Below are 22,101 nucleotides of genomic sequence, written 5' to 3'. Positions count from 1 at the left end.
GAGGGGAGAGAACGAACCATGGCAACGATCGCATTCATCGGCCTCGGCAACATGGGCGGACCAATGGCCGCCAACCTGGTCAAGGCCGGCCACAAGGTGGTCGCGTTCGATCTGGTCGAGGCCTCGCGCGTCCAGGCCAGGGCCGATGGCGCCGAAATCGCCGACAGCGCCGTCGCCGCGGCCAAAAGCGCCGATGCCGTCGTCACCATGCTGCCGGCCGGCAAGCATGTGCTGGCGGTCTGGACCGAGGTCGTGCCGGCAATGACGAAGGGCGCGCTGATCATCGATTCCTCGACCATCGACGTCGAGAGCGCGCGCGCCGCGCATGCGCTGGCCGCCAAGCACGGCATCGCCGCCGTGGACGCGCCGGTGTCCGGGGGCACCGGCGGCGCCAAGGCCGCAACGCTCACCTTCATGTGCGGCGGCGAGGAAAGCGCCTTCGCCACGGCCAAGCCGATCCTGGAGAAGATGGGCAAGAAGATCGTCCATTGCGGCGGCGCAGGCGCCGGGCAGGCGGCCAAGATCTGCAACAACATGATCCTTGGCATTTCGATGATCGCGGTGAGCGAGGCCTTTGCGCTCGGCGAAAAGCTCGGCCTGTCGCATCAGGCGCTGTTCGACGTCGCCTCGACCTCGTCAGGACAGTGCTGGTCACTGACATCCTATTGCCCGGTGCCGGGCCCGGTGCCGGCCTCGCCCGCCAACAACGACTACAAGCCCGGTTTTGCGACGGCGCTGATGCTGAAGGACCTCACGCTGTCGCAGGACGCCGCCAAGGCGGCCGGCGCGGCGACGCCGCTCGGGCAGCACGCGCAGGAGATCTACAAGGCATTTGAGGCCGCCGGCCATGGCGGCGTCGACTTTTCAGGGATCATTCAGCACGTCCGCAAGCTCGCCGGGACCATCTGATGACGACATTCAAGGACGCACGCGCGTTTCTGCTGGCGCATCGCACCGACTACGATGCGGCCGTGAAGGGTTTTCGCTGGCCCGATCCCGTCCCGTTCAACTGGGCGCTCGACTGGTTCGATGCCGAACTCGCATCTGATCCGCAGAGTCGCGAGCGGACGGCGCTATGGATCTTCGATGCCGCGCAGGACCGCCAGACCAAGCTGTCCTTTGCCGCGCTGTCGCGCCGCTCCAACCAGGTCGCGAACTTCCTGCGCGCGCAGGGGCTGAAGCGTGGGGACCATCTGCTGCTGCTGCTCGGCAACGTCGTTCCGCTGTGGGAGACGATGCTGGCGGCGATAAAGCTCGGCGTCGTCGTGATCCCCGCGACCACGCTGCTGACGACCGACGAGCTGCGCGATCGTCTGGAGCGCGGCCGCGCCAAGGCCGTGGTCGCCGCGCAGGACCAGGTGGCGAAGTTCGCCGATCTCGGCGCCGATGATCTCGTCCGCGTCGTCGTCGGCGCGCCGGCAGCGCCTGCCGGCTGGCTGCCGTTCGAGCAGGCGGCCGACGCGGCCGAGGCGTTCACGCCGGATGGGCCGACGCAGCCGGATGATCCGATGCTGCTGTATTTCACCTCGGGCACCACGGCCAAGCCGAAGCTGGTGCGGCACAGCCACCGCAGCTATCCGGTCGGCCATCTCTCGACGATGTACTGGCTCGGCCTGCAGCCGGGCGACGTGCATCTCAACATCTCCTCGCCGGGCTGGGCCAAGCATGCCTGGAGCTGCTTCTTCTCGCCCTGGAATGCCGGCGCCACGGTATTCGTGGTCAATCAGCCGCGCTTCGACGCCAAGGGGCTGCTCGCGATCATCAAACGCTGCGGCGTCACGACGCTGTGCGCGCCACCCACGGTGTGGCGGCTGTTCATCCAGGAGCACCTCGCCGACTTCAAGGTCTCGTTGCGCGAGGCCTGCGGCGCCGGCGAGCCGCTCAATCCGGAGGTGATCGATCAGGTGCGTGCCGCCTGGGGGCTGACGATTCGCGACGGCTATGGCCAGACCGAAACCGCGGCCATCGTCGGCAACTCGCCGGGCCAGAAACTGAAGATCGGCTCGATGGGCCGGCCGCTGCCGGGCTATCGCGTCGAGGTCGCCGACATCGACGGCAATCTCGCCAGTGAAGGCGAGATCACGCTGGCGCTCACCGGCGAGCGTCCGGCCGGCCTGATGCAGGGCTATCAGGGCGACGACGGTAAGCTGTCCGGCGCCGATGGCACGCGCTACCGCACGGGTGACGTCGTGTTCCAGGACGGCGACGGCTATCTCACCTTCGTCGGGCGCTCCGACGACGTGTTCAAATCGTCCGACTACCGCATCTCGCCGTTCGAGCTGGAAAGCGTGCTGCTGGAGCATGAGGCCGTCGCCGAGGCTGCCGTTGTGCCGTCTCCGGATCCCATCCGTCTCGCCATCCCGAAAGCCTATGTGTTGCTGACGGCCGGCGCGGAGCGCTCGCGCGCCACGGCGCTGTCGATCTTCGTGCATCTTCAGGCGCGGCTGGCGCCGTTCAAGCGCATCCGCCGGCTCGAGCTCGTGAGCGAGCTGCCGAAGACGATCTCCGGAAAGATCCGCCGCGTGCAGCTGCGCCGGCTGGAGCATGAGGACGACCGCACGGATCATCTGCGCGGCACGGAGTTCAAGGAAGAGGATTTCCCGGAGCTGAAGACCAGGCCGTCCGGGCACGAGGTGTAGGAACGCATGAACCAGATCTGGAAGAAGCCGCCGATTTCGCTCGCAGCCTATCAGGCCATGGTGGGCCAGGAGATCGGCGTGTCATCGTGGCACGTGCTCGATCAACAGCGCATAGACACCTATGCCGATGTGATCGAGGATCATCAGTTCATCCATGTCGATCCGGAGAAAGCCAAGGCGACGCCGTTCGGCACCACGATCGCGCACGGTTTTCTGACGATGTCGCTGCTGTCGGTGATGTCCTACGAGGTGATGCCGGCGATCGAGGGCACGGCGATGGGCGTCAATTACGGCTTCGACAAGCTGCGCTTCATCTCGCCGGTGAAATCGGGAAAACGCGTGCGCGGCCGCTTCGTGCTGGCGGAAGCCACGCTGCGCAAGCCCAAGGAATTGCAGTCGCGCACCAATGTCACGGTCGAGATCGAAGGCGAGGACAAACCCGCGCTGGTCGCCGACTGGATCGGACTGATCTATCTCAGCTAACTCTCTTCGTCCCAACCCACCCCTCGTCATCGCCGGGCTTGACCCGGCGATCCAACAAAACTGAGAGTTTTTCGAAGTGGATGGATGCCCGGGTCAAGCCCGGGCATGACGAGCCTAGAACCTAGGACACAGCAACATGGCAATCAGATTTGACGGACGCGTCGCCATCGTCACCGGCGCAGGCAATGGTCTCGGACGCGCGCATGCGCTGGGATTGGCGAACCGCGGCGCCAAGGTCGTGGTCAATGATTTCGGTGGCACGCGCGACGGCACCGGCGGCTCGATGACTGCGGCGGAGACGGTGGTCGAGGAGATCCGCAAAGCCGGCGGCACCGCGATCGCCGACGGCGCCGACGTCTCGAATTTCGAGCAGGTCACTGCGATGGTCGAGCGCGCCACGAAGGAGTGGGGCAGCGTCGACATCATGTGCGCCAATGCCGGCATCCTGCGCGACAAGTCGTTCGGCAAGATGGAGGTGGCGGATTTCGCCAAGGTGCTCGACGTGCATCTGGTCGGCAGCTTCTACTGCTGCAAGGCGGTGTGGAACGGCATGCGCGAGCGCAACTACGGCCGCATCGTGCTGACGACCTCGTCCTCGGGCCTGTTCGGCAATTTCGGGCAGGCCAACTACGGCGCGGCCAAGACCGGCATGGTCGGCCTCATGAACGTGCTGGCGGAGGAGGGCCGCAAGACCAACATCCGCGTCAACATCATCTCGCCGACGGCGGCGACGCGCATGACGGAGGAACTGCTGCCACCGCAGGCGCTGCAGCTGATGAAGCCGGAATCGATCACGCCCGCGGTGGAGTATCTGCTGAGCGAGGACGCGCCGACCCGGACCATCATGGGCGCGGGTGCCGGCTCCTTCGCGGTGATCAGGATCCTGGAGAGCGAGGGCATCAACCTGCCGCCGGAGGAATGGACGCCGGACGCGATCGCCGCGCATTTTGCCGAGATCAGCGACATGTCGAAGGCGAGGGCGCTGCAGGGCGCATTCGAGCAGACGCAGAAATATGTCGGTCAGGCCGCCGCGCGGCTGGGGATCAAGCTGTAAGACACGATGCCCGGGTCGAACTCCGCCGTCATGGCCGGGCTTAACCCGGCCATCCACGTCTTTGGCACTGAATGCGTGGAGAGGCGTGGATGCCCGGGTCAAGCCCGGGCATGACGACCTTTTGCTCGGCGACCTGCTCGGCCTAGATTGGCGCCATGTCCTCTTCAAACCAAGTCGCCGTCATCGGAGCCGGCCCGGCCGGGCTGATGGCGGCCGAGGTGTTGGCCGAGGGCGGTGCGGCCGTGACCGTCTACGACGCCATGCCGTCGGTCGCGCGTAAGTTTCTGATGGCCGGTCGCGGCGGCCTCAACCTCACCCATAGCGAAGAGCTGCCCGCCTTCCTGGCGCGCTACCGCGAGGCGGCGGCGTGGCTTGAGCCGGCGATCCGCGTGTTCCCGCCGCAGCGGCTGCGCGACTGGTGCGAGGCGCTGGGCGAGCCGACCTTCGTCGGCTCCTCCGGCCGCGTGTTTCCGAGGGCAATGAAGGCCTCGCCGCTGCTGCGCGCGTGGCTGCGCCGCCTCGATGCGCAGGGCGTGCGCGTCGAGTTGCGGCATCGCTGGACCGGCTGGGACGCGGACGGACATCTCACATTCGAAACGCCGGCGGGAGCGCGCGCGGTCGCCGCTGACGCTGTCGTGCTCGCGCTCGGCGGCGCCTCTTGGCCGCGGCTCGGGTCCGACGGCGGCTGGGTGCCGATCCTGGCGGCGAAGGGCGTCGCGATCGCGCCGCTGCGGCCGGCCAATTGCGGCTTCACCGTCGCCTGGTCAGACATCTTCCGCGATCGCTTCGAGGGCCAGCCGCTGAAGGGCATCGCGCTGTCGTTCGGTGATCGCGGCGTGCGCGGGGAGGCTGTCGTCACGCGCGATGGCATCGAGGGCGGCGCCGTTTATGCGCTGTCGGCCGAGCTGCGCGAGGCGATCGCGCTGACAGGGGGGGCGATCCTGCACGTCGCGCTGCGGCCCGACCTCGCGACAGCCGATCTCATCACGCGGCTCTCGGCACCGCGCGGCAAGCAGTCGTTCTCGAACGTGCTGCGCAAGGCGGTGCAGTTGTCGCCGGTGGCGATCGGGCTGCTGCAGGAGGCGGCCAAGGCGCACGGCCTGGCGTTGTCGTCGCTGCCGCCGGAGCGTCTCGCGACGCTGATCAATGCCGTGCCGCTGAAGCTGACGGGCACCGCCGGACTCGCCCGCGCCATCTCCAGCGCCGGCGGCATCGCGCATGGCGAGCTCGACGCCGATTACATGCTCAAACGCCTGCCCGGTGTGTTCGCCGCCGGCGAGATGCTCGATTGGGAAGCCCCGACCGGCGGCTATCTGCTGCAAGCCTCGTTCGCGACCGGGGCCGCCGCGGGCAGGGGCGTCTTGAAGCGGCTCGAATTGTAGGGTGGCCAAAGCGAAGCGTGCCCACCATTGGCATTCGTACAAGAACGCGGTGGGCACGACGCTTCGCGCCTTTGCCCACCCTACAGATTTCTCGTCATCGTCGCTTCGCTCCTCGCAGTGACGCTGCGAGAGAGCTTCGTCCTACCGCAGCTTGCCCCGCGCCGCGACCGGCAACGTGCCCAGGATCTCCTCGCCGCGGACCATCACGACCTCGTCCATCATGTTGACGACGACGCAGACGTGGTTGGGGATGATGCGCACGACGTCGCCGACATTGGGGCGGGTGTTGCTGCGGGAGAGATCGAGGAAGCCGTGCTCCTCGGCGAAGCGGGCGATCTTCGCTTCCGGGTGCTCCAGGATCAGGCCGTGGCCGTCGAGGCCGCCGGTGTCGGTGGTCAGCGTCTTCGAGCCGGCGTCGAGGATGCCGCGCTCGGGCGCGGCGCGGCTGACGACGGTGGAGTAGATGTGCAGCGCGCAATCGTCCCAGGTCGCGACGCCGGCGGCGACCTGCATGCGGTCGTTGTAGATGTAGGTGCCGGGCCGGTGTTCGGTGGCGCCCTTGAGCTTGCCGAGATTCTTCAGGTTGGGCGAGCCGCCGGTCGAGACGATGGCAGCCTCCAGCCCTTCGGCGCGAACGCCGGCCAGGGCCTCGTCATAGAAGCGCTGCGCCTCGTCCCAGCCGGTCTCGGTCGGGTACATCATGAAGCCGGCGAAGCGCAGGCCGTCTGACGCTGCGATCTGGCGCGCGAGCTGGATCGCCTCGGCCGGTGTCTCGACGCCGGCGCGCTTGCGGCCGGTGTCGCATTCGACCACGACCGACAGCGTGCGGCCGGATTGTTTTGCTGCCTGCGGCAGGCCGGCGATCACGGTCGCGTTGTCGGCGGCGACGGTCATATCGGCCTTGGTCTGCAGCGCGGCAAGACGCGCCATCTTTTCCTCGCCGATCAGGTTGTAGCTGATCAGGATGTTGCTGATGCCAGCGGCCGCCATGATCTCGGCCTCGCCGATCTTCTGGCAGGTGATGCCTTGCGCGCCGGCCTCGATCTGCAGCTTGGCCAGCACCGGGCTCTTGTGGGTCTTGATGTGCGGGCGGTTGGCGACGCCCGCGGCCTCGCACTGGGCCTGGATGCGCGCGATGTTGCGCTCAACTCTGTCCATGTCGATGACGGCGCAGGGCGTGCCGTAGTCCCTGGCGATCTTGGCGGCGAGCGGGGTGGTCATGTCATTTACTCCATATAACCGTCATTGCGAGGAGCGAAGCGACGAAGCAATCCAGAGTCACGACTGCAGCCCTGGATTGCTTCCGCCGTCGCCCTTCGGGCTATGGCGGACATGTCGCTTCGCTCGCAATGACGAAGTGATTTCGATGAACGTCACGCGCCCTCGATCTCCTCGCGCAGCACTTCGAGCTCCAACCAGCGGTCTTCGGCGGCGGTGAGCTCGGCTTGCGCAGTGGCGAGGGCGAGGGAGGCGGCGTCGAATTTCTTGCGGTCTTTCGCATATAGCGCGGGGTCGGCGAGCACGGCCTGCTGCTTGGCGATCTCGGCTTGCAGCTTGGCGATCGTCTTCGGCAAGGTCTCCAGTGCGTGCTTCTCGTTGAAGGAGAGCTTGCGCTTCGGCGCGCTCGCAGGCGCCGCGGCCGCGTGCTTGGTTTCCTTCTTCTCCTCAGCCGCCTTGGCATGCTGGCGCTTCAGGTCGGCACCGCGCTGAGCCAGCATGTCGCTGTAGCCACCGGCGTATTCCTGCCATTTGCCGTTGCCCTCGGGGACGATCACCGAGGTGACCACGCGATCGAGGAAGTCGCGGTCGTGGCTGATCAGGATCACCGTGCCCTCGTAGTCGCCGAGCATGTCCTCGAGCACGTCGAGTGTCTCCAAGTCGAGATCGTTGGTCGGCTCGTCCAGCACCAGCAGGTTCGATGGCTTGGCCAGTGCGCGCGCCAGCATCAGCCGGCCGCGCTCGCCCCCGGAGAGCACTTCGAGCGGCGTGCGCATCTGCTCGCGCGAGAACAGGAAGTCCTCCATGTAGCCGACGACGTGCTTCGGCTTGCCGGCCACCATGACGTGATCGCCGCGGCCGCCGGTCAGCGCTTCGGCGAGCGTCGTCCGGGGATCGAGGCTCTCGCGGTGCTGGTCGAGCGTCGCCGTCTCCAGATTGACGCCGAGCCGGATGCTGCCGCTGTCCGGCTCGCTGCCGCCGGTGAGCAGGTTGACCAGCGTGGTCTTGCCGGCGCCGTTGGGGCCGACGATGCCGATGCGGTCGCCGCGCTGGATGCGGATGGAGAAGTTGTCGACGATCTTGCGATCACCATAGCTCTTCGATGCGCCCTTCGCTTCGATCACCAGCTTGCCGGACTTGTCGGCCTCGGCCGCGGCGAGGTTGGCGGCGCCCGCCGTGCCGCGATAGTCGCGGCGCTGCTGGCGCAGCGCATGCAGATTGGCGAGCCGCTTGACGTTGCGCTTGCGGCGGCCGGAGACGCCGTAGCGCAGCCAGTGCTCTTCGTTGACGATCTTGCGGTCGAGCTTGTGCTGCTCGCGTTCTTCCTCCGCCAGCACCTCGTCGCGCCACGCCTCGAACGCCGCAAAGCCGCGGTCGATCTGCCTGATCTGGCCGCGGTCGAGCCACGCGGTCGCGCGGGACAGATTGGTAAGGAAACGACGATCGTGACTGATCAGCACCAGCGCCGAGCTTCGGCCGTCGAGCTCGTTCTCCAGCCACTCGATGGTCGTGAGGTCGAGGTGGTTGGTCGGCTCGTCCAGCAGCAGGATGTCGGGGTTGGGCGCAAGCACGCGCGCCAGCGCCGCGCGACGCGCCTCGCCGCCGGAGACATGCGCGGGATCCTCTTCTCCGGTCAGTCCGAGCTGCTCGACGAGATAGCGCGCCTGATAGTGATCGTCGCCCGGGCCGAGCCCGGCCTCGACATAGGACAGCGTGGTGGCATGGCCGGAGAAATCCGGCTCCTGCGGCAGATAGCGAACCGTGGCGCCCGGCTGCACGAAGCGGGTGCCGCTGTCGCATTCGACGAGGCCGGCGGCGATCTTGAGCAGCGTCGACTTGCCGGAGCCGTTGCGGCCGATCAGGCAGACGCGCTCGCCGGGCGAGACCGACAGTTCGACGCCCTGCAGCAGCGCGGTGCCGCCGAAGGTCAGGCGGATGTCTTTGAGTTGGATGAGAGGCGGCGCCATATCTCTAGCTCTGCTGCTGGACCCGCGCCGCGCGCTGGCGCTGCAGGCGGCGGATCGTGGTATCGAGGGTGGAGAGGAAGGTGGAGCGGTCGCGCGGCGTGAACGAGCGCGGGCCGCCGGTCACCTCGCCCGATGACCGCAGATCGGTCATGAGGTTGCGCACAGCGAGCGTCATGCCGATCGACTCCTCGGTGAACGGCTTGCCGTTCGGTGCGATCACGGCGCTGCCGGCCTTGACGCAGCGGCTCGCCAGCGGAATGTCCGCGGTGATGACGATGTCGTCGGCGCCGGTGCGTTCGGCGATCCAGTCATCCGCGGCATCCATGCCGCTGCCGGCCGCTACGCGCGTGATCAACGGATCCTCCGGCACGCGGATGAAGCCGCCGGCGACGACGATCACCGGCAGACCGTGCCGGATCGCGACGCGGTAGATCTCGTCCTTCACCGGGCAGGCGTCGGCGTCGACATAGATGTTGATCGGGGCGGTTTCGGTCGTCATCGGGCCATCGGTTGGAATGGTCCGGTTGGTACTCCATCGCAGCGGGAATTGCGAGCCAAACGCGCCGCTTGCCACGGCCTTTCCGGCCGCTACCATCAGCCAAAAATGGGGCAACGGGAGGCAAGGATGGCAGACGGAATCGCGGCGTATGCGGTCGAGGCGTTCAACACGGCCAAGCAGTCCGAGAACAAGATGCACGACGACCGCGTGGCCCGGCGGTTCGGCTTCGCCGGCGGCCTCGTGCCCGGCGTCGAGGTGCTGGCCTATATGCTGCATCAGCCGGTCGCGCGCTGGGGGCGGGCGTTCCTCGAGCGTGGGCTGATCGAGGCGCGGTTCACCAAGCCGGTCTATGACGGCGAGATCGCCGAGGTCAGGGCGGAGGAGGTCGGCGACGGGCTCCGCCTGGAGGTGACGAGTAAAGGCGAGATCTGCGCCACCGGTTCCGCGTCGCTGCCGGCGGCGGCGCCCGACGTGGTGCTGGCCGACTATCGCGATGTTCCGCCAGCAGCGGTGCGCTCGGCGATCGGCGCAGACTCGTTCGCCGTCGGCAGCTGGCTCGGTACTGCGCCACGCGCCTGGCCGGGGCAGGCGGCGACGGCCTATCTCGCCGAGATCCGCGAGCGCGATCCGATCTATGCCAGCGAGCGGCTCGGTCATCCCGGCATGCTGCAGCGGGTGATGAACCGCCTGCTGGTCGACAACATCGTGCTCGGTCCGTGGATTCACGTCGGCAGCCGCATGCAGCTGCTGTCGGCGATTGTCGAAACCGACGAGATCACGGCGCGTGGCCGGGTGGTCGCGAACTACGAGAAGAAGGGCCACCGCTTCGTCGAGATCGATGCGCTGGTGGTGGCGAACGGCAAGCGGCCGCTGGCGCACTGTCACCATGTGGCGATCTACCAGCCGCGCGCGCAGGCGGCGGCGTAGTGGTAAAAGACAGGCGGCATCCATAAAGCAGCTGTCATGCTCCGCGCAGGCGGAGCATCCAGTACGCCGCGACGTCTCGGCTGAATCGTAACCGCCTCGGGGTATTGGATCGTCCGCAAGCGCGGACGATGACAGTTGAGATTGGAGCATGCTGGTCGACCCCACACTCCCGTCATTGCGAGCGCAGCGAAGCAATCCAGAGTGTTGCCGCGGAGGCAGTCTGGACTGCTTCGCTACGCGCTACGCTCGCAATGACGTGGAGAGGACCCGCAGCCCGATCGACAGTCCGTAGTCCGGATGCGCGCGCGCCGGCGCCCAGCGGGTGCAGGCGGGAGCGACATCCGGGCTCACCGATACGGCCCGTGAGACCCCGCATATCGCTGCGCTCATGCGGGTTACGGGCTTTTCGTTTGGCAATGAGATGTTTTCGCCTTATCGCGAGCGCAGCGAAGCAGCTACGCCGCGGTCTTCGCCTTGCCGTCCTGGATCGCGCGCCAGAGCTTCTCGGTGGTCAGCGGCATGTCGAGATGCTTCACGCCGTAATCCGACAGTGCGTCGATCACCGCGTTGATCACACTCGCCATCGAGCCGGCGCAGCCGGCTTCGCCGCAGCCCTTGGTGCCCAAGGGATTGCTCTTGGCCGGCACCGGATGGTTGTCCACCGTCATCATCGGCACGTCGGAGGCGCGCGGCAGCGCGTAGTCCATCAGCGAGCCGGTGATCGGCTGGCCGCTCTCGTCGTAGCGCAGATGTTCCATCAGCGCCTGGCCGATGCCCTGGGCGACGCCACCATGCAGCTGGCCGGCGACGATCATCGGATTGATCACCGTGCCGAAGTCGTTGATTGCGGTATACGCGACGATCTGGGCGACGCCGGTGTCCGGCTCGATCTCGACCTCGCAGACGTGGCAGCCATTGGGGAAGGTCGACTCGGTGGCGGTCGAGTTGTGGTCGACGTCGAGCGAGGCCGGCACGCCCTCGGGCATCTTACCCTCGCGTAGGCGGCGCGCCAGCTCCATGATGTCGATGCTGCGGTCGGTGCCGGCGATGGTGAATTGGCCGCCATTGAACTCGATGTCGGCCTCCGAGGCTTCGAGCAGATGCGCGGCGGCCTGCTTGCCCTTGGCGATCACGAGCTGCGAGGATTCGACAATGGCCTGGCCGGTCGCCGTGATCGAGCGTGAGCCGCCGGTGCCGTTGCCGAACCGCACGAGATCAGAGTCGCTTTGCTCCAGCCGGATCTTGTCGAAGGGCACGCCGAGTTGCGCCGACAGCACCTGCGCGAACGGCGTGGCGTGGCCCTGGCCGTAATCGAGCGTGCCGGTCGTCAGGGTGACGCCGCCATCGGCATCGAAGGTGATCTTGCCGAGCTCGCCCGACGGCGGCGCGGTCACCTCGAGATACGAGCCGACCGCGATGCCGCGCAGCTTGCCGTTCTTGCGGCTCTCGCGCTTGCGCTTGGCGAAGCCGACGTAGTCGGAGACCTGCAGCGCCTTCTCGAACACCGCGGCGAAGTCGCCGGAGTCGTAGGTCACGCCCGACGCGGCCGGGAACGGCATCTGGCTCGGCTTGATGAAGTTGCGCTTGCGGATGGTGAGACGGTCGATACCCATCTCGCGTGCGGCGGTGTCGATCAAGCGCTCCATGAAGTAGTTCGCCTCGGGGCGGCCGGCGCCGCGATAGGCGCCCATCAGGGTGACGTTGGTCAGCACGGTCTTGATGTCGACGCCCAGCAGCGGCGTCTTGTAGACGCTGGCGAGGTTCTTGCCGGTGTTGAGCGACAGCGGCAGCGGCGCCACGCCCATGATGTAGGCGCCGAGATTGCCATAGCCTGACAGCCTGACAGCGAGGAACTTGCCGTCGGCATCCAGCGCCAGCTCGCCATGGATGATCTGGTCGCGGCCCTGGCTGTCGGACAGGAAGGCGGTGGTACGCTCGTCGCGCCACTTCACCGGACGTCCCAGCTGCTTGGCGGCGTGCAGGATGCAGACGTATTCGGGATAGGAGACGTTCTTCATCCCGAAGGAGCCGCCGACATTGGTGGTGAGGATGCGGACCTTGTCCGGTGCGACGTTGAGGATCTTGGCCAGCGTCGCCTTGTTGCCGGACACGCCCTGGGTCGGCACCTGCAAGGTGAAGCGCTCGGTCTTGCCGTCGAACGCGGCGAGCGCCACGCGCGGCTCCATCGACACCACGGCGACGCGGGTGTTGACGATGTCGAGCTTGGTGACGTGCGCGGCCTTGGCGAAGGCCTCTTCGATCTTGGCCGTGTCGCCGTAATGATAGTCGAGCGCGACGTTGTTCGGGATGTGGTCGTAGAGCTGCGGAGCGCCCGGCTTTGCCGCCTCCTCCGCATTGGTGACCGCGGGCAGGGGCTCGATATCGAGCTCGACCGCCTCGGCCGCGTCGCGGGCCTGGGCCGCGGTCTCCGCCACCACGAACGCGATGGGGTCGCCGACGAAGCGCACCTTGTCGGTGACGAGCGCCGGCCGGTTGGTCTGCAGCAGCGGCGAGCCGTCCCGGCCCTTCAGCGGCAGGCCGCAGGTGAACGGGCCATAGTTGGCTCCGGCGAGGTCGGCTCCAGTCCACACCCCGAGCACGCCGGGCATGGCCTTGGCGGCCGCGGTGTCGATCCTCTTGATGATGCCATGGGCGTGGCTGGAGCGGACGATCCAGGCATGGGCCTGGCCGGGCAGGTTGAAATCGTCGGTATATTTGCCGTGACCGCGCACCAGCGTGTCGTCCTCCTTGCGCCGGACCGGCTGCCCGACGCCGAATTTCTGCAGCGCGATCGCGTTTTCGAGGGAGGCCGGGACGGTGTGATCTTGCATGAATGAGGACCCAAGGGGCTGGATTGGTCGCAAATGCGGGCTGTTCCCAGATAGTGCAGTGCCCGCGGCCGGACAACGGTTGATTAGGAATGGTGCATCACGCCTGACGGAGGGGCTGTTGCGCCGGCGCTATCCACTGATAATGTCTCATGAAAGAGAACTTCCATCTGGGCCGGTTCGGCCAGCGGAAAGACATTTGAATGATCAATGACACGCGGCTGCGGGAGAGTCCCACGCCGCGCGGGAACCTGGAGCCCGGCTTGCGTCCGGGTCTGGACGTCGCGACGCCTTCCTGCGCCAGCAACGGCAGCAGCGTCTACGCGGCCCTGGACCTCGGAACCAACAATTGCCGGCTCCTGATCGCCTGTCCTTCGGGCGACAGTTTCCGCGTGGTCGACTCCTTCTCGCGCATTGTCCGGCTGGGCGAGGGCATCTCGACCACCGGCTGCATCAGCGATGCGGCGATGGATCGGGCCATCGCCGCGCTCAGCATCTGCCGGGACAAGATCCAATCCAAGAAGGCCAGCCGCCTGCGTCTGATCGCGACCGAGGCCTGCCGGGCCGCCTCCAATGCGGAGGGGTTCCGCAGCCGGGTGGCAGCGGAGACCGGCATCGAGCTCGAGGTGATCGACCGCGAGACCGAGGCGGCGCTGGCCGTCAAGGGCTGCGCGCCGCTACTGGATCCAGGCGGGCGCGGGGCCATCCTGTTCGACATTGGCGGCGGCTCCAGCGAGCTGGTGCGGATCGAGCGCGATCCGGCCGACCGCAGCGCCGAGCCGCGGATCAAGGCCTGGATGTCGATCCCGCTCGGCGTCGTGACGCTGGCCGAACGCTTCGGCGGCCGAGACGTGACGCCGGAGATCTATGCCGCCATGGTCGAGGCCGTGGCCGAGCATGTCGGGCCGTTCGCGGCCGAGAACGGCGGCGACCTCTCCGACATGCATCTGCTCGGCACCTCCGGCACCGTGACGACGCTCGGCGGCATTCATCTCAACCTCGCGCGTTACGATCGGCGCCGGGTCGATGGCATCTGGATCAACGATGCCGACATCACGACGACGATCGCCAAGCTGCTGGCGATGAGCTACCAGGAGCGCGCCGAGAACAACTGCATCAGCATCGACCGTGCCGACCTCGTGCTCGCGGGCTGCGCCATTCTCGACGCGATTCGCCTGGCGTTTCCGTTGCCGCGGCTGCGCGTCGCCGATCGCGGCCTGCGCGAGGGCATGCTGGTCGAGATGATGCGCGAAGACGGTGCGCTGCGCACGGCGTAGCGACTTTACCCTCCCCTGGAGGGGGAGGGTCGTCTCACATGGAGCGCAGCGCAATGTGAGACGGGGTGGGGTGAGTTCCACGAGCAGTCTTCGTGTGGCTCACCCCACCCCGATCGCTCGCTTCGCTCCCGATCGACCCTCCCCCTCCAGGGGAGGGTGACCTTTGTAGTTCCGCCAGACCTCGAGCATGGACGGATTTTCGCCTCCCGCGTCTGGTCACGACGACCGAGAAACACATGGCAAAAGACACGACCGGCCGCATGCATGTGCAGGTCAAGACCGGAGGCAAGCGCAAGCTCTCCTCGAAACTCTGGCTGGAGCGCCAGCTCAACGATCCCTATGTCGTCCAGGCTAAGCGCGACGGCTATCGCTCGCGCGCGGCCTACAAGCTGCTCGAGATCGATGACAAATACCGGCTGCTCAAGCCCGGCATGACGGTGGTCGATCTCGGCGCCGCACCCGGCGGCTGGAGCCAGATCGCGGCGCGTCGGGTCGGGGCCGAAGCCGGGAAGGGCAAGGTGATCGCGATCGATCTGCTGGAGATGGGCGAGATCCCCGGCGTCACCTTCGCCCAGCTCGACTTCCATGCCCAGGATGCGCCCGAAAAGCTCCGCGCGATGCTCGGCGGGCGTGCCGACGTGGTGATGTCGGACATGGCGGCCAACACCACCGGCCACCGCAAGACCGACCAGCTGCGCATCGTCGGTCTCGTCGAACTCGCCGCGCATTTCGCCAGCGAGGTGCTCAAGCCGGGTGGCAGCTTTCTCGCCAAGACGTTCCAGAGCGGCGCCGATGCCGACTTGATGGCGCAGCTCAAGCGCGATTACGCCAGCGTCCGCCACGTCAAGCCGGCGGCGAGCCGGCAGGATTCGTCGGAGCGCTACGTGCTGGCGATGGGTTTCCGCGGCGGAGAGCAGACCGACCTGTTGTAATGTCGTCATTGCGACCGGCCAGCGCCGGCGATACAGAGCAGATGCAACGAGGTCTCGGGAATCGGCTTGGGCCGACGAGACCCGTTCCGGAGGTCCCGAAATGCGTGTCCTGACCTGCAGCGCTGTCGCGGTCGCTTTGATGGTGGGCTCGGCCATATCGGGGCCGGCTCACGCCCAGGCCTACGATCCGCGCTATCCCGTGTGCATGAAGGTCTATGAAGGCGGCCGGTTTGGCGGTGGCGAGTGGATCGACTGCAGCTACACGTCGCTGCCGCAATGTCGCGCGACGGCGTCGGGCCGTGCGGCGATGTGCGACCTCAATCCCTTCTACGCCCCGCCGTCGCCTCCGCCGCGCCGCGCGCATCGGCGGCATCGCTGAAACATTTCATGACGGAACGGCCGTTGCCGTGCCGCAATCGAACTGAAGATTCGAGACCCTCGTATCCATCGGGCTGCCGTGATGCCACATCGTTTCATCGTCTCGATCGTGACGCTTCTGCTGCTGGTCCCCGCGATCGCGACCGCGGCGCCGTCGCACAAGCGCAAGGCCCACCGCTGGCAGGGCTATGGCTTCCTGCCCGGCTACAAGCAGCCGCCCAACAACAGCTTGCCGCTCTATGCCGACAAGGAGGCCATGCGCAACGGGCCGCGCGGCAGCCGCCGCCATTGGTATATCGACGGCACGCCGAAATACATGCTCTACAACGGCGAGTGGCATTATTTCGGCCAGCCAGGCTTCTATCGTGGCCATTATAATGGCGGCAGCTTCGGCCCGTGCTGGACGCGGACGCCAGTGGGGATGGTCTGGACTTGCGGTTAGGCCGCTCCTCCCACAACCGTCTCGTCCTCCCAGGGCTGCTGCTGCAACGCGGGCGACGGCGCGAGCAATCCCGTCTGGACAGGGGCCGCATTTCCCGCTGAAATGCCGCTCCTCAGAGGCAAAAGAAACGCGAGCCGTTCGTTCGGCCGACCGTGGAGGACCGCTTTGAATTCGTTCTGTACGCGCCTGTTCGGCGCCGTCGTCGCTTTGAGCTTCCTTGCCGGTGCTCCGGCCTTCGCCCAGCAGCTCGAGCTGAAGGTGATGGCGCCGGCCGCGCCCGGCGGCGGCTGGGACCAGACCGCGCGGGCCATGCAGCAGGCCTTCGTGGCGTCGGGCGTGGCGCGCAGCGTCCAGGTCACCAACGTGGCGGGGGCGGGCGGCACCGTCGGCATCGCGCAGTTCGTCAACGGCGCCAAGGGCGACGGCAACCAACTGATGGTCAACGGCTTCGTCATGGTCGGCGCGCTCGCCATGAACAAGTCGCCGGTGACCTTGGAGCAGGTGACCCCGATCGCGCGCCTGACCGAGGAGATCCAGGTCATCGTCGTGCCCGCGAACTCGCCGATCAAGACGGCGCAGGATCTCGCCGCGGCGCTGAAGGCCGACATCGCCAAGGTCACCTTCGCCGGCGGCTCGGCCGGCGGCGTCGATCACGTGATGGCGGCGCTGTTCGCCGGCACCGTCGGCGCCGACGCCAAGAAGGTCAACTACATCCCGTTCTCGGGCGGCGGCGAGTCGCTGGCGGCGATCCTCGGCGGCAAGGTCACGGCGGGCATTTCCGGCCTGTCGGAATACGACGGGCAGATCAAGAGCGGCAAGCTGCGCGCCATCGGTGTGTCCTCGGAGAAACGCATTCCAGGGGTCGACATCCCGACCTTCAAGGAGCAGGGCATCGACCTCGTGCTCGCCAATTGGCGCTCGGTGGTCGCGGCGCCCGGCATCACGCCGGAGCAGAAGAAGGTGCTCAGCGAGGCCGTCGAGAAGATGGTGAAGTCGGATGCGTGGAAGGAGATCTTGAAGCAGAAAGGCTGGGATGACGCCTATCTTCCGGGTGATGCGTTCGCCGACTTCCTGAAAAAGGAGAACGTCCGCGTCACCGACGTGTTGAAGTCGGTCGGCCTCGTCAAGTCATGACGACGGAGAGTGCCGGCACCGAGACACCCGCCTCGGGTGGCGTCGACAAGGCCGGCATCGTCATTGCGGCGCTGCTGGCGGCTGTCGCGCTCGTGCTTGTCTATGACGCCAATCAGATCCCGGCGACCACGATGTACGGCATGGGCCCGCAGGTCATGCCGGTCGTGATCGCGATCGGGCTCGGCATTCTTGCACTGGCCAATCTGATCGATGCCCTCAGAGGCAACCTGCCGCCGCGCGAGAGCTCCGATCCGATGGCGGTGCTGTTGATCCTCGCAGGCCTTGCGCTCTTGATCGCGATCATCGGGTTCGGTGGCGGCTTCATCCTGGCGACCACCGCGCTGTTCGTGACGACGTCGGCCGCGTTCGGCCGGCGCGCCTTCGTCACCGATCTCGTCATCGGCGCGGTGCTGACGACGCTGATCTATCTCGCATTCGACCGCCTCCTCACCCTGAGCCTTCCCGCCGGTCCGCTCGAAAGACTGCTCTGATGGACACCTTTGCCGCGCTCGCGCATGGGATGGCGATCGCCGTCCAGCCCATGAACCTGCTCTATGCGCTGGTCGGCGTGTTCCTCGGCACCGCCGTCGGCGTGCTGCCGGGCATCGGGCCGGCGCTCACCGTCGCGCTGCTGCTGCCGGTGACCTACAAGCTCGATCCCGGCGGTTCGCTGATCATGTTCGCCGGCATCTATTATGGCGGCATGTATGGCGGATCGACCACCGCGATCCTGATCAACACCCCCGGCGAGAGCGCCTCGATGGCGACCGCGCTCGAGGGCAACAAGATGGCCAAGGCCGGCCGCGGCGGCCCGGCGCTGGCGACGGCGGCAATCGGCTCGTTCGTCGCGGGCACCATCGCCACCATCGGTCTCGCCTTCCTGTCGCCGTATCTCGTCGACATCGCCGTGCGCTTCGGGCCGGAGGACTACTTCGCGCTGATGTGCGTCGCCTTCGTCACGGTGTCCGCGACGTTCGGCGATTCACCGATCCGCGGCCTCACCAGCCTGTTCATCGGCCTGACGCTCGGCCTGATCGGCATCGACAAACTGACGGGACAGGCGCGGCTCGCCTTCGGCGTGCCGGAGCTGCTCGATGGCGTCGAGGTGACGACCTTGGCGGTCGGCCTGTTCGCGGTCGGCGAAGCGCTCTACGTCGCCTCGCGCCGGCACCATAGCGAGGAGAAGATCGAGGCCATCAAGGGCTCGCTGTGGATGACGCGCGAGGATTGGAAGCGGTCGTGGAAGCCGTGGCTGCGCGGCACGATGTTCGGCTTTCCGATCGGCGCGCTGCCGGCCGGTGGGGCGGAGATCCCCACCTTCCTGTCCTATTCGACCGAGCGACGGCTGACCAAATATCCCGATCAGTTCGGCAAGGGCGCGATCGAGGGCGTCGCCGGTCCTGAGGCCGCCAACAACGCCTCCGCCGCGGGCACGCTGGTGCCGCTGCTGACCCTCGGGCTGCCCACCTCGGCGACCGCCGCGATGATGCTCGCCGGCTTCCAGCAATATGGCCTCAATCCGGGCCCGCTGCTGTTCGCCGAGCGGCCCGACCTGGTCTGGGGCCTGATCGCCAGCCTGTTCATCGCCAACACAATGCTGCTGGTGCTCAACCTGCCGCTGGTCGGACTGTGGGTGAAGCTGCTCGCGATCCCGACACCCTGGCTCTACGCCGGCATCCTCGTGTTCGCCACGATGGGGACGATCGCCGCAAAGCCGTCCGTGGTCGAATTGTCGATGCTGGCCGGCTTCGGCGTGCTCGGCTTCCTGATGCGCCGCTTCGATTTCCCGATCGCGCCGGTCGTGGTCGGGCTGATCCTCGGGCCGATCGCCGAGAGCCAGTTGCGGCGGGCGCTCGCGATCAGCCTCGGCGATCCCATGACCCTGCTGCAGTCGCCGATCTCTGCCACTCTGCTGGCGGTCGCGCTGATTGCGCTCGTCGCGCCGTTCGTCCTCAAGGGACTCGGGCGCTTCAAGGCGAATGAGGATTGAGTGTGGCGCGCAAGCCGAACCGCGCCACCTCTGGTCGCGATCCCCGGCGTAGCCGGCAGCCATCCAGCACAGGCTTATCGGTTGGTTAAGACTAACGCGAGAATACCCCCGATGTCCTGGCAGGCGCCAACGGCGCTGCAAAGCCGGCTGCGCTAAGACTTGGATGAATGCGGCGCGGACCTCGCAGGATCGCAAACTGGACACGGGCTGCGCGACACGGGCAGGACAAGTCGGGCATGGATGCTGGAACGCAGAGGGCAACGGCTGACACCGCGCGCACGGCGTGGATCGATTTCGCGCGCGGCCTCGGCGTCATCCTGGTCGTGTACGGTCACGTGCTTGGCGGTCTGGTGCGCCCGGGCATCTTCCCGGATGGAGCCGTCGCGCGCTGGATGGACTACACGCTCTACACCTTCCACATGCCGCTGTTCTTCTTCCTGGCCGGCTTGAATGTGCAGCACAGCTTGCGGCGCGGCGCGCGTCCCTTCCTCACGTCCAAGCTCTGGACCATCGCCTATCCCTACGTGCTGTGGTCGTTGATCCAGGGCGGGATCACGATGCTGCTGGCACGGGATGCCAACATCCCGATCCATCCCGGCGATCTCGCCGCGATCTGGTATCGTCCGATCGCGCAGTTCTGGTTCCTCTACGCGTTGATGATCTGCCACGTGATCGCGGTGCTGGTCCCGTCGCGGACGGTCTTGATTACGCTCGCGCTGGCCGGGCTCTGCGTGTTCCTCGCGCTGCCGATCCGGCCGGACCTCGCACTCACCCTGCATCATCTGCCGTTCTACGTCGCGGGCGTCTACGGTGTCAGCGTGGTGGCGGAATGGCGGCCGTTCGGCTGGTCCGCGTTGGCCGTGATCGGGATCGCGTTTGCGGCCGCGGTGGCGCTGGGCGGCCAGCTGTCCGGCATGGACGCCAATGGGCTCGCCTCCCTGCCGGCCTGTGTGCTCGGGATCGCCGGCACGGTCGGGCTCTGCAAGCTGCTTGCCCCGGCGCGTCATCGCTGGCTTGCGGCCGCAGGCGTCGCGTCGATGACGATCTATGTGCTGCACATCCTCAGCGGGTCGGGCATGCGCATCATCATGCTCAAGCTTCACATCCCACCATCGCCATGGGTCTATCTGTTGGCCGGGACGGCGGCCGGTGTCGTGCTTCCTCTGATGGCGCATGCCATCCTGCAGCGGCTGCATCTGCTGCCGGTCTTCGGGCTTGCTCCGCCGGCCTCCCGCAAGCCGCAGGCCGCAGCGATCGCGCCGCGCGTTGCAACGTCCGATCAGGCGCCGGCCTGATGCTGCTGAGCGGCGACGGTGCGCCGTGCGCCGCCGGCCATCTGGTCGAGCGGACAGGCCATGGCGACGAGCATCCAGAACAGCGCCGAGACCTCGCCGGAGGAGATGCTGGTCAGCGGCAGCTGGATCAGCAGCGCACTGATGGCGAGCGCGCCGAGCACGGCGCCCTCGCGCGTCGGCATCCGCCAGGCGGCGCCGGTGGCGGCGAGCCCGACCCAGACATAGGCTGCGAGGCAGATCAGTCCGACCGGAATGCCCATCGTCACCCAGCTTGCGATGATCTGCCCGTCGATCGGCATCGCGCCGGCGACGCCGACGTCGGTGATGGTGAAGCCCGATCCCAGGACCATGCTGTTCGGCGCATTCCACAGCGTGACGAACTCATCCAGCCGCTCGCTGCCGCTACTGTCCTGCGACACGCTGCCGAGCGATTCCAGACGAGAGGTGATGACCTCCGCGAACGGAGTGAACATGACGATGACGATCACCGCGCCGACCAGTCCGACCGTGATCGATACGGCACGACGCCGCGTCGCGGGGAACTGCATGCAGAACAGCACGCCCACCGCGAGCGTGATCCAGCTGGTGCGGTAGAGCGACAGCAACAGGCCGAGCGCCGCCGGCGCCATCGCCGCCAGTGCCAGCCATCCCGGGCGCAGGAAGCCCACCAGCAGCAGGCCCGTGGCCGTGAAGGTCGCGTAGCTGGCCGGGCCGTTCATCGTGCTGAACACGCGCACCATGTAGGGCAGCGGATAGCCGGCCGAGGTGATGCTGGCGTTCACCATCCAGAACCGATCCCAGCCTTGCGGATCGACATATTGCCAGATGCCGTAGAAGCCGGTGAGCGGCAGCACCAGCAGGAACACGCGCGTGATGGCATCGAGCAGGACGCCGTCGGATTGCGCCCGCTGCTGCAGGGCGATCGCATAGAGTACGGGCGCGGCCCATTTCATTCCGCCATTGGCGGCGTTGAACCAGTCGTTCTGGAAGATCGAAAGCGCGCCGCCATAGACGATGCAGGCGAGGATGATGAGCGGCGCCACGAGCCAGGGATTGCCCGGCCTGTCCTTGGCCGAGGGCGAGAGTGCCAGACTCGGAACTGGCGCGATGATGAACAGCAGGGGGCCGCTCAACATGATGCCGGACGAATCGAATCCTGCGGAGATGTCGACCAGGCGGCGCACGAAAGGAGCGAAGGCGAACATCAGGATCGCCGACTGAACGTGGGCTTCGGGGCTGCGACGCCACGCGAACCAGCCGGTGACCGCGCAGCCGAGCACGAAGGCCGGCCTGACAAGGCCGCCGAGTGCGGGCACGGCGAGCACCGTCGCCGCGAGCAGAAGCGCGGTTGGCCAACAGTCCGTCGCCAGGGTGGCGAGCGGCCGTGCATCGATTCGGCTCTCCTTCATGGAGGCGGACTATAATGGAAAAGGCGGCTCGCGCCGTATCCACGAAACAGGGCGGTGCCGGCCTGCATAACGAGATTGGCGCTCCTCGGTTCTTCCGCACGAACGCGGGGCTGCTCTCACATGGATGACACCAACGGGAGTGCGCCCTGTGGCCGTCCTTCGAGACGCGCGCCAAGGGGCGCGCTCCTCAGGACGAGGTCTGTGTTCGGAGCGCGATCCAAGCCCCTCATGGTGAGGAGCGCCGCTT

Annotated in this window: 18 protein-coding genes and 1 pseudogene; 14 read left to right on the top strand and 5 right to left on the bottom strand. The window is 67.0% G+C overall.

Features of this window, described 5'->3' with window-relative positions; all coding sequences use genetic code 11:
• From mmsB to QX132_RS14665, 5 genes and pseudogenes are all read left to right on the top strand, one after another.
• Positions 1-909 (top strand): annotated as a pseudogene (gene mmsB / locus QX132_RS14685) (3-hydroxyisobutyrate dehydrogenase); the annotation flags it as partial.
• Positions 909-2,639, top strand: a complete 1,731-nt coding sequence (locus QX132_RS14680; protein WP_315797682.1) for an AMP-binding protein — start codon at positions 909-911, stop codon at positions 2,637-2,639. The pseudogene mmsB and the gene QX132_RS14680, both read left to right, overlap by 1 nt.
• 6 nt (positions 2,640-2,645) lie before the next feature.
• On the top strand, positions 2,646-3,122 hold the full coding sequence (locus QX132_RS14675; protein ID WP_315739161.1) for a MaoC family dehydratase: 477 nt from the start codon (positions 2,646-2,648) through the stop codon (positions 3,120-3,122).
• Between the two features lie 136 nt (positions 3,123-3,258).
• On the top strand, positions 3,259-4,176 hold the full coding sequence (locus tag QX132_RS14670; protein ID WP_315797683.1) for an SDR family NAD(P)-dependent oxidoreductase: 918 nt from the start codon (positions 3,259-3,261) through the stop codon (positions 4,174-4,176).
• 155 nt (positions 4,177-4,331) lie between these two features.
• Positions 4,332-5,558 (top strand): TIGR03862 family flavoprotein, encoded by a 1,227-nt coding sequence (locus tag QX132_RS14665; protein WP_315797684.1) that lies wholly within the window; start codon positions 4,332-4,334, stop codon positions 5,556-5,558.
• 141 nt (positions 5,559-5,699) lie between these two features.
• On the opposite strand, the gene QX132_RS14660 is transcribed toward QX132_RS14665, so the two are convergent.
• The 3 genes from QX132_RS14660 to QX132_RS14650 all read right to left on the bottom strand — a co-directional run bounded on the left by QX132_RS14660 (position 5,700) and on the right by QX132_RS14650 (position 9,242).
• Entirely contained in the window at positions 5,700-6,779 is a 1,080-nt protein-coding gene (locus tag QX132_RS14660) for a D-TA family PLP-dependent enzyme (RefSeq protein WP_316161684.1), read from the bottom strand.
• Positions 6,780-6,931: 152 nt separating this feature from the next.
• Positions 6,932-8,743 (bottom strand): ABC-F family ATP-binding cassette domain-containing protein, encoded by a 1,812-nt coding sequence (locus QX132_RS14655; RefSeq protein WP_315739166.1) that lies wholly within the window; start codon positions 8,741-8,743, stop codon positions 6,932-6,934.
• Positions 8,744-8,747: 4 nt separating this feature from the next.
• Entirely contained in the window at positions 8,748-9,242 is a 495-nt protein-coding gene (locus QX132_RS14650; protein WP_316161682.1) for a YaiI/YqxD family protein, read from the bottom strand.
• A 126-nt stretch (positions 9,243-9,368) separates the two neighbouring features.
• Here QX132_RS14650 and QX132_RS14645 point away from each other — a divergent pair, with 126 nt between their 5' ends.
• Entirely contained in the window at positions 9,369-10,169 is an 801-nt protein-coding gene (locus tag QX132_RS14645; RefSeq protein WP_316161681.1) for a hypothetical protein, read from the top strand.
• Between the two features lie 455 nt (positions 10,170-10,624).
• On the opposite strand, the gene QX132_RS14640 is transcribed toward QX132_RS14645, so the two are convergent.
• Positions 10,625-13,000 (bottom strand): xanthine dehydrogenase family protein molybdopterin-binding subunit, encoded by a 2,376-nt coding sequence (locus QX132_RS14640; RefSeq protein ID WP_316161679.1) that lies wholly within the window; start codon positions 12,998-13,000, stop codon positions 10,625-10,627.
• A 200-nt stretch (positions 13,001-13,200) separates the two neighbouring features.
• Here QX132_RS14640 and QX132_RS14635 point away from each other — a divergent pair, with 200 nt between their 5' ends.
• From QX132_RS14635 to QX132_RS14600, 8 genes are all read left to right on the top strand, one after another.
• The gene (locus QX132_RS14635) at positions 13,201-14,274 is read left to right on the top strand and encodes a Ppx/GppA phosphatase family protein (RefSeq protein WP_316161677.1); all 1,074 of its coding nucleotides are present in this window, start codon (positions 13,201-13,203) and stop codon (positions 14,272-14,274) included.
• A gap of 236 nt (positions 14,275-14,510) precedes the next feature.
• Complete coding sequence (locus QX132_RS14630) at positions 14,511-15,206, top strand: RlmE family RNA methyltransferase (RefSeq protein ID WP_315776842.1); 696 nt, start codon at positions 14,511-14,513, stop codon at positions 15,204-15,206.
• Between the two features lie 100 nt (positions 15,207-15,306).
• On the top strand, positions 15,307-15,585 hold the full coding sequence (locus tag QX132_RS14625) for a DUF3551 domain-containing protein (protein WP_315739173.1): 279 nt from the start codon (positions 15,307-15,309) through the stop codon (positions 15,583-15,585).
• Positions 15,586-15,666: 81 nt separating this feature from the next.
• Complete coding sequence (locus QX132_RS14620) at positions 15,667-16,026, top strand: hypothetical protein (RefSeq protein WP_315757910.1); 360 nt, start codon at positions 15,667-15,669, stop codon at positions 16,024-16,026.
• Between the two features lie 165 nt (positions 16,027-16,191).
• Positions 16,192-17,160, top strand: a complete 969-nt coding sequence (locus tag QX132_RS14615) for a Bug family tripartite tricarboxylate transporter substrate binding protein (RefSeq protein ID WP_316161675.1) — start codon at positions 16,192-16,194, stop codon at positions 17,158-17,160.
• Positions 17,157-17,651 carry a tripartite tricarboxylate transporter TctB family protein gene (locus tag QX132_RS14610; protein WP_315739177.1) on the top strand — a complete coding sequence of 165 codons (495 nt, stop codon included), beginning with the start codon at positions 17,157-17,159 and terminating at the stop codon, positions 17,649-17,651. The genes QX132_RS14615 and QX132_RS14610 overlap by 4 nt, the downstream gene beginning before the upstream one ends.
• Positions 17,651-19,150, top strand: coding sequence for a tripartite tricarboxylate transporter permease (locus tag QX132_RS14605; RefSeq protein WP_315739179.1), 1,500 nt, complete (start codon positions 17,651-17,653; stop codon positions 19,148-19,150). Before QX132_RS14610 ends, QX132_RS14605 begins: the two co-directional genes overlap by 1 nt.
• A gap of 236 nt (positions 19,151-19,386) precedes the next feature.
• The gene (locus QX132_RS14600; RefSeq protein WP_315770926.1) at positions 19,387-20,445 is read left to right on the top strand and encodes an acyltransferase; all 1,059 of its coding nucleotides are present in this window, start codon (positions 19,387-19,389) and stop codon (positions 20,443-20,445) included.
• Here QX132_RS14600 and QX132_RS14595 read toward each other — a convergent pair.
• Positions 20,430-21,854 (bottom strand): O-antigen ligase domain-containing protein, encoded by a 1,425-nt coding sequence (locus QX132_RS14595; protein WP_316161673.1) that lies wholly within the window; start codon positions 21,852-21,854, stop codon positions 20,430-20,432. The genes QX132_RS14600 and QX132_RS14595 overlap by 16 nt on opposite strands.
• Positions 21,855-22,101 lie beyond the last annotated feature (247 nt).

It is taken from the genome of Bradyrhizobium sp. SZCCHNRI20481 (assembly GCF_032485055.1).
Classification (GTDB): Bacteria; Pseudomonadota; Alphaproteobacteria; order Rhizobiales; family Xanthobacteraceae; genus Bradyrhizobium.
This window is presented reverse-complemented; position numbering and strand designations above follow the sequence as displayed.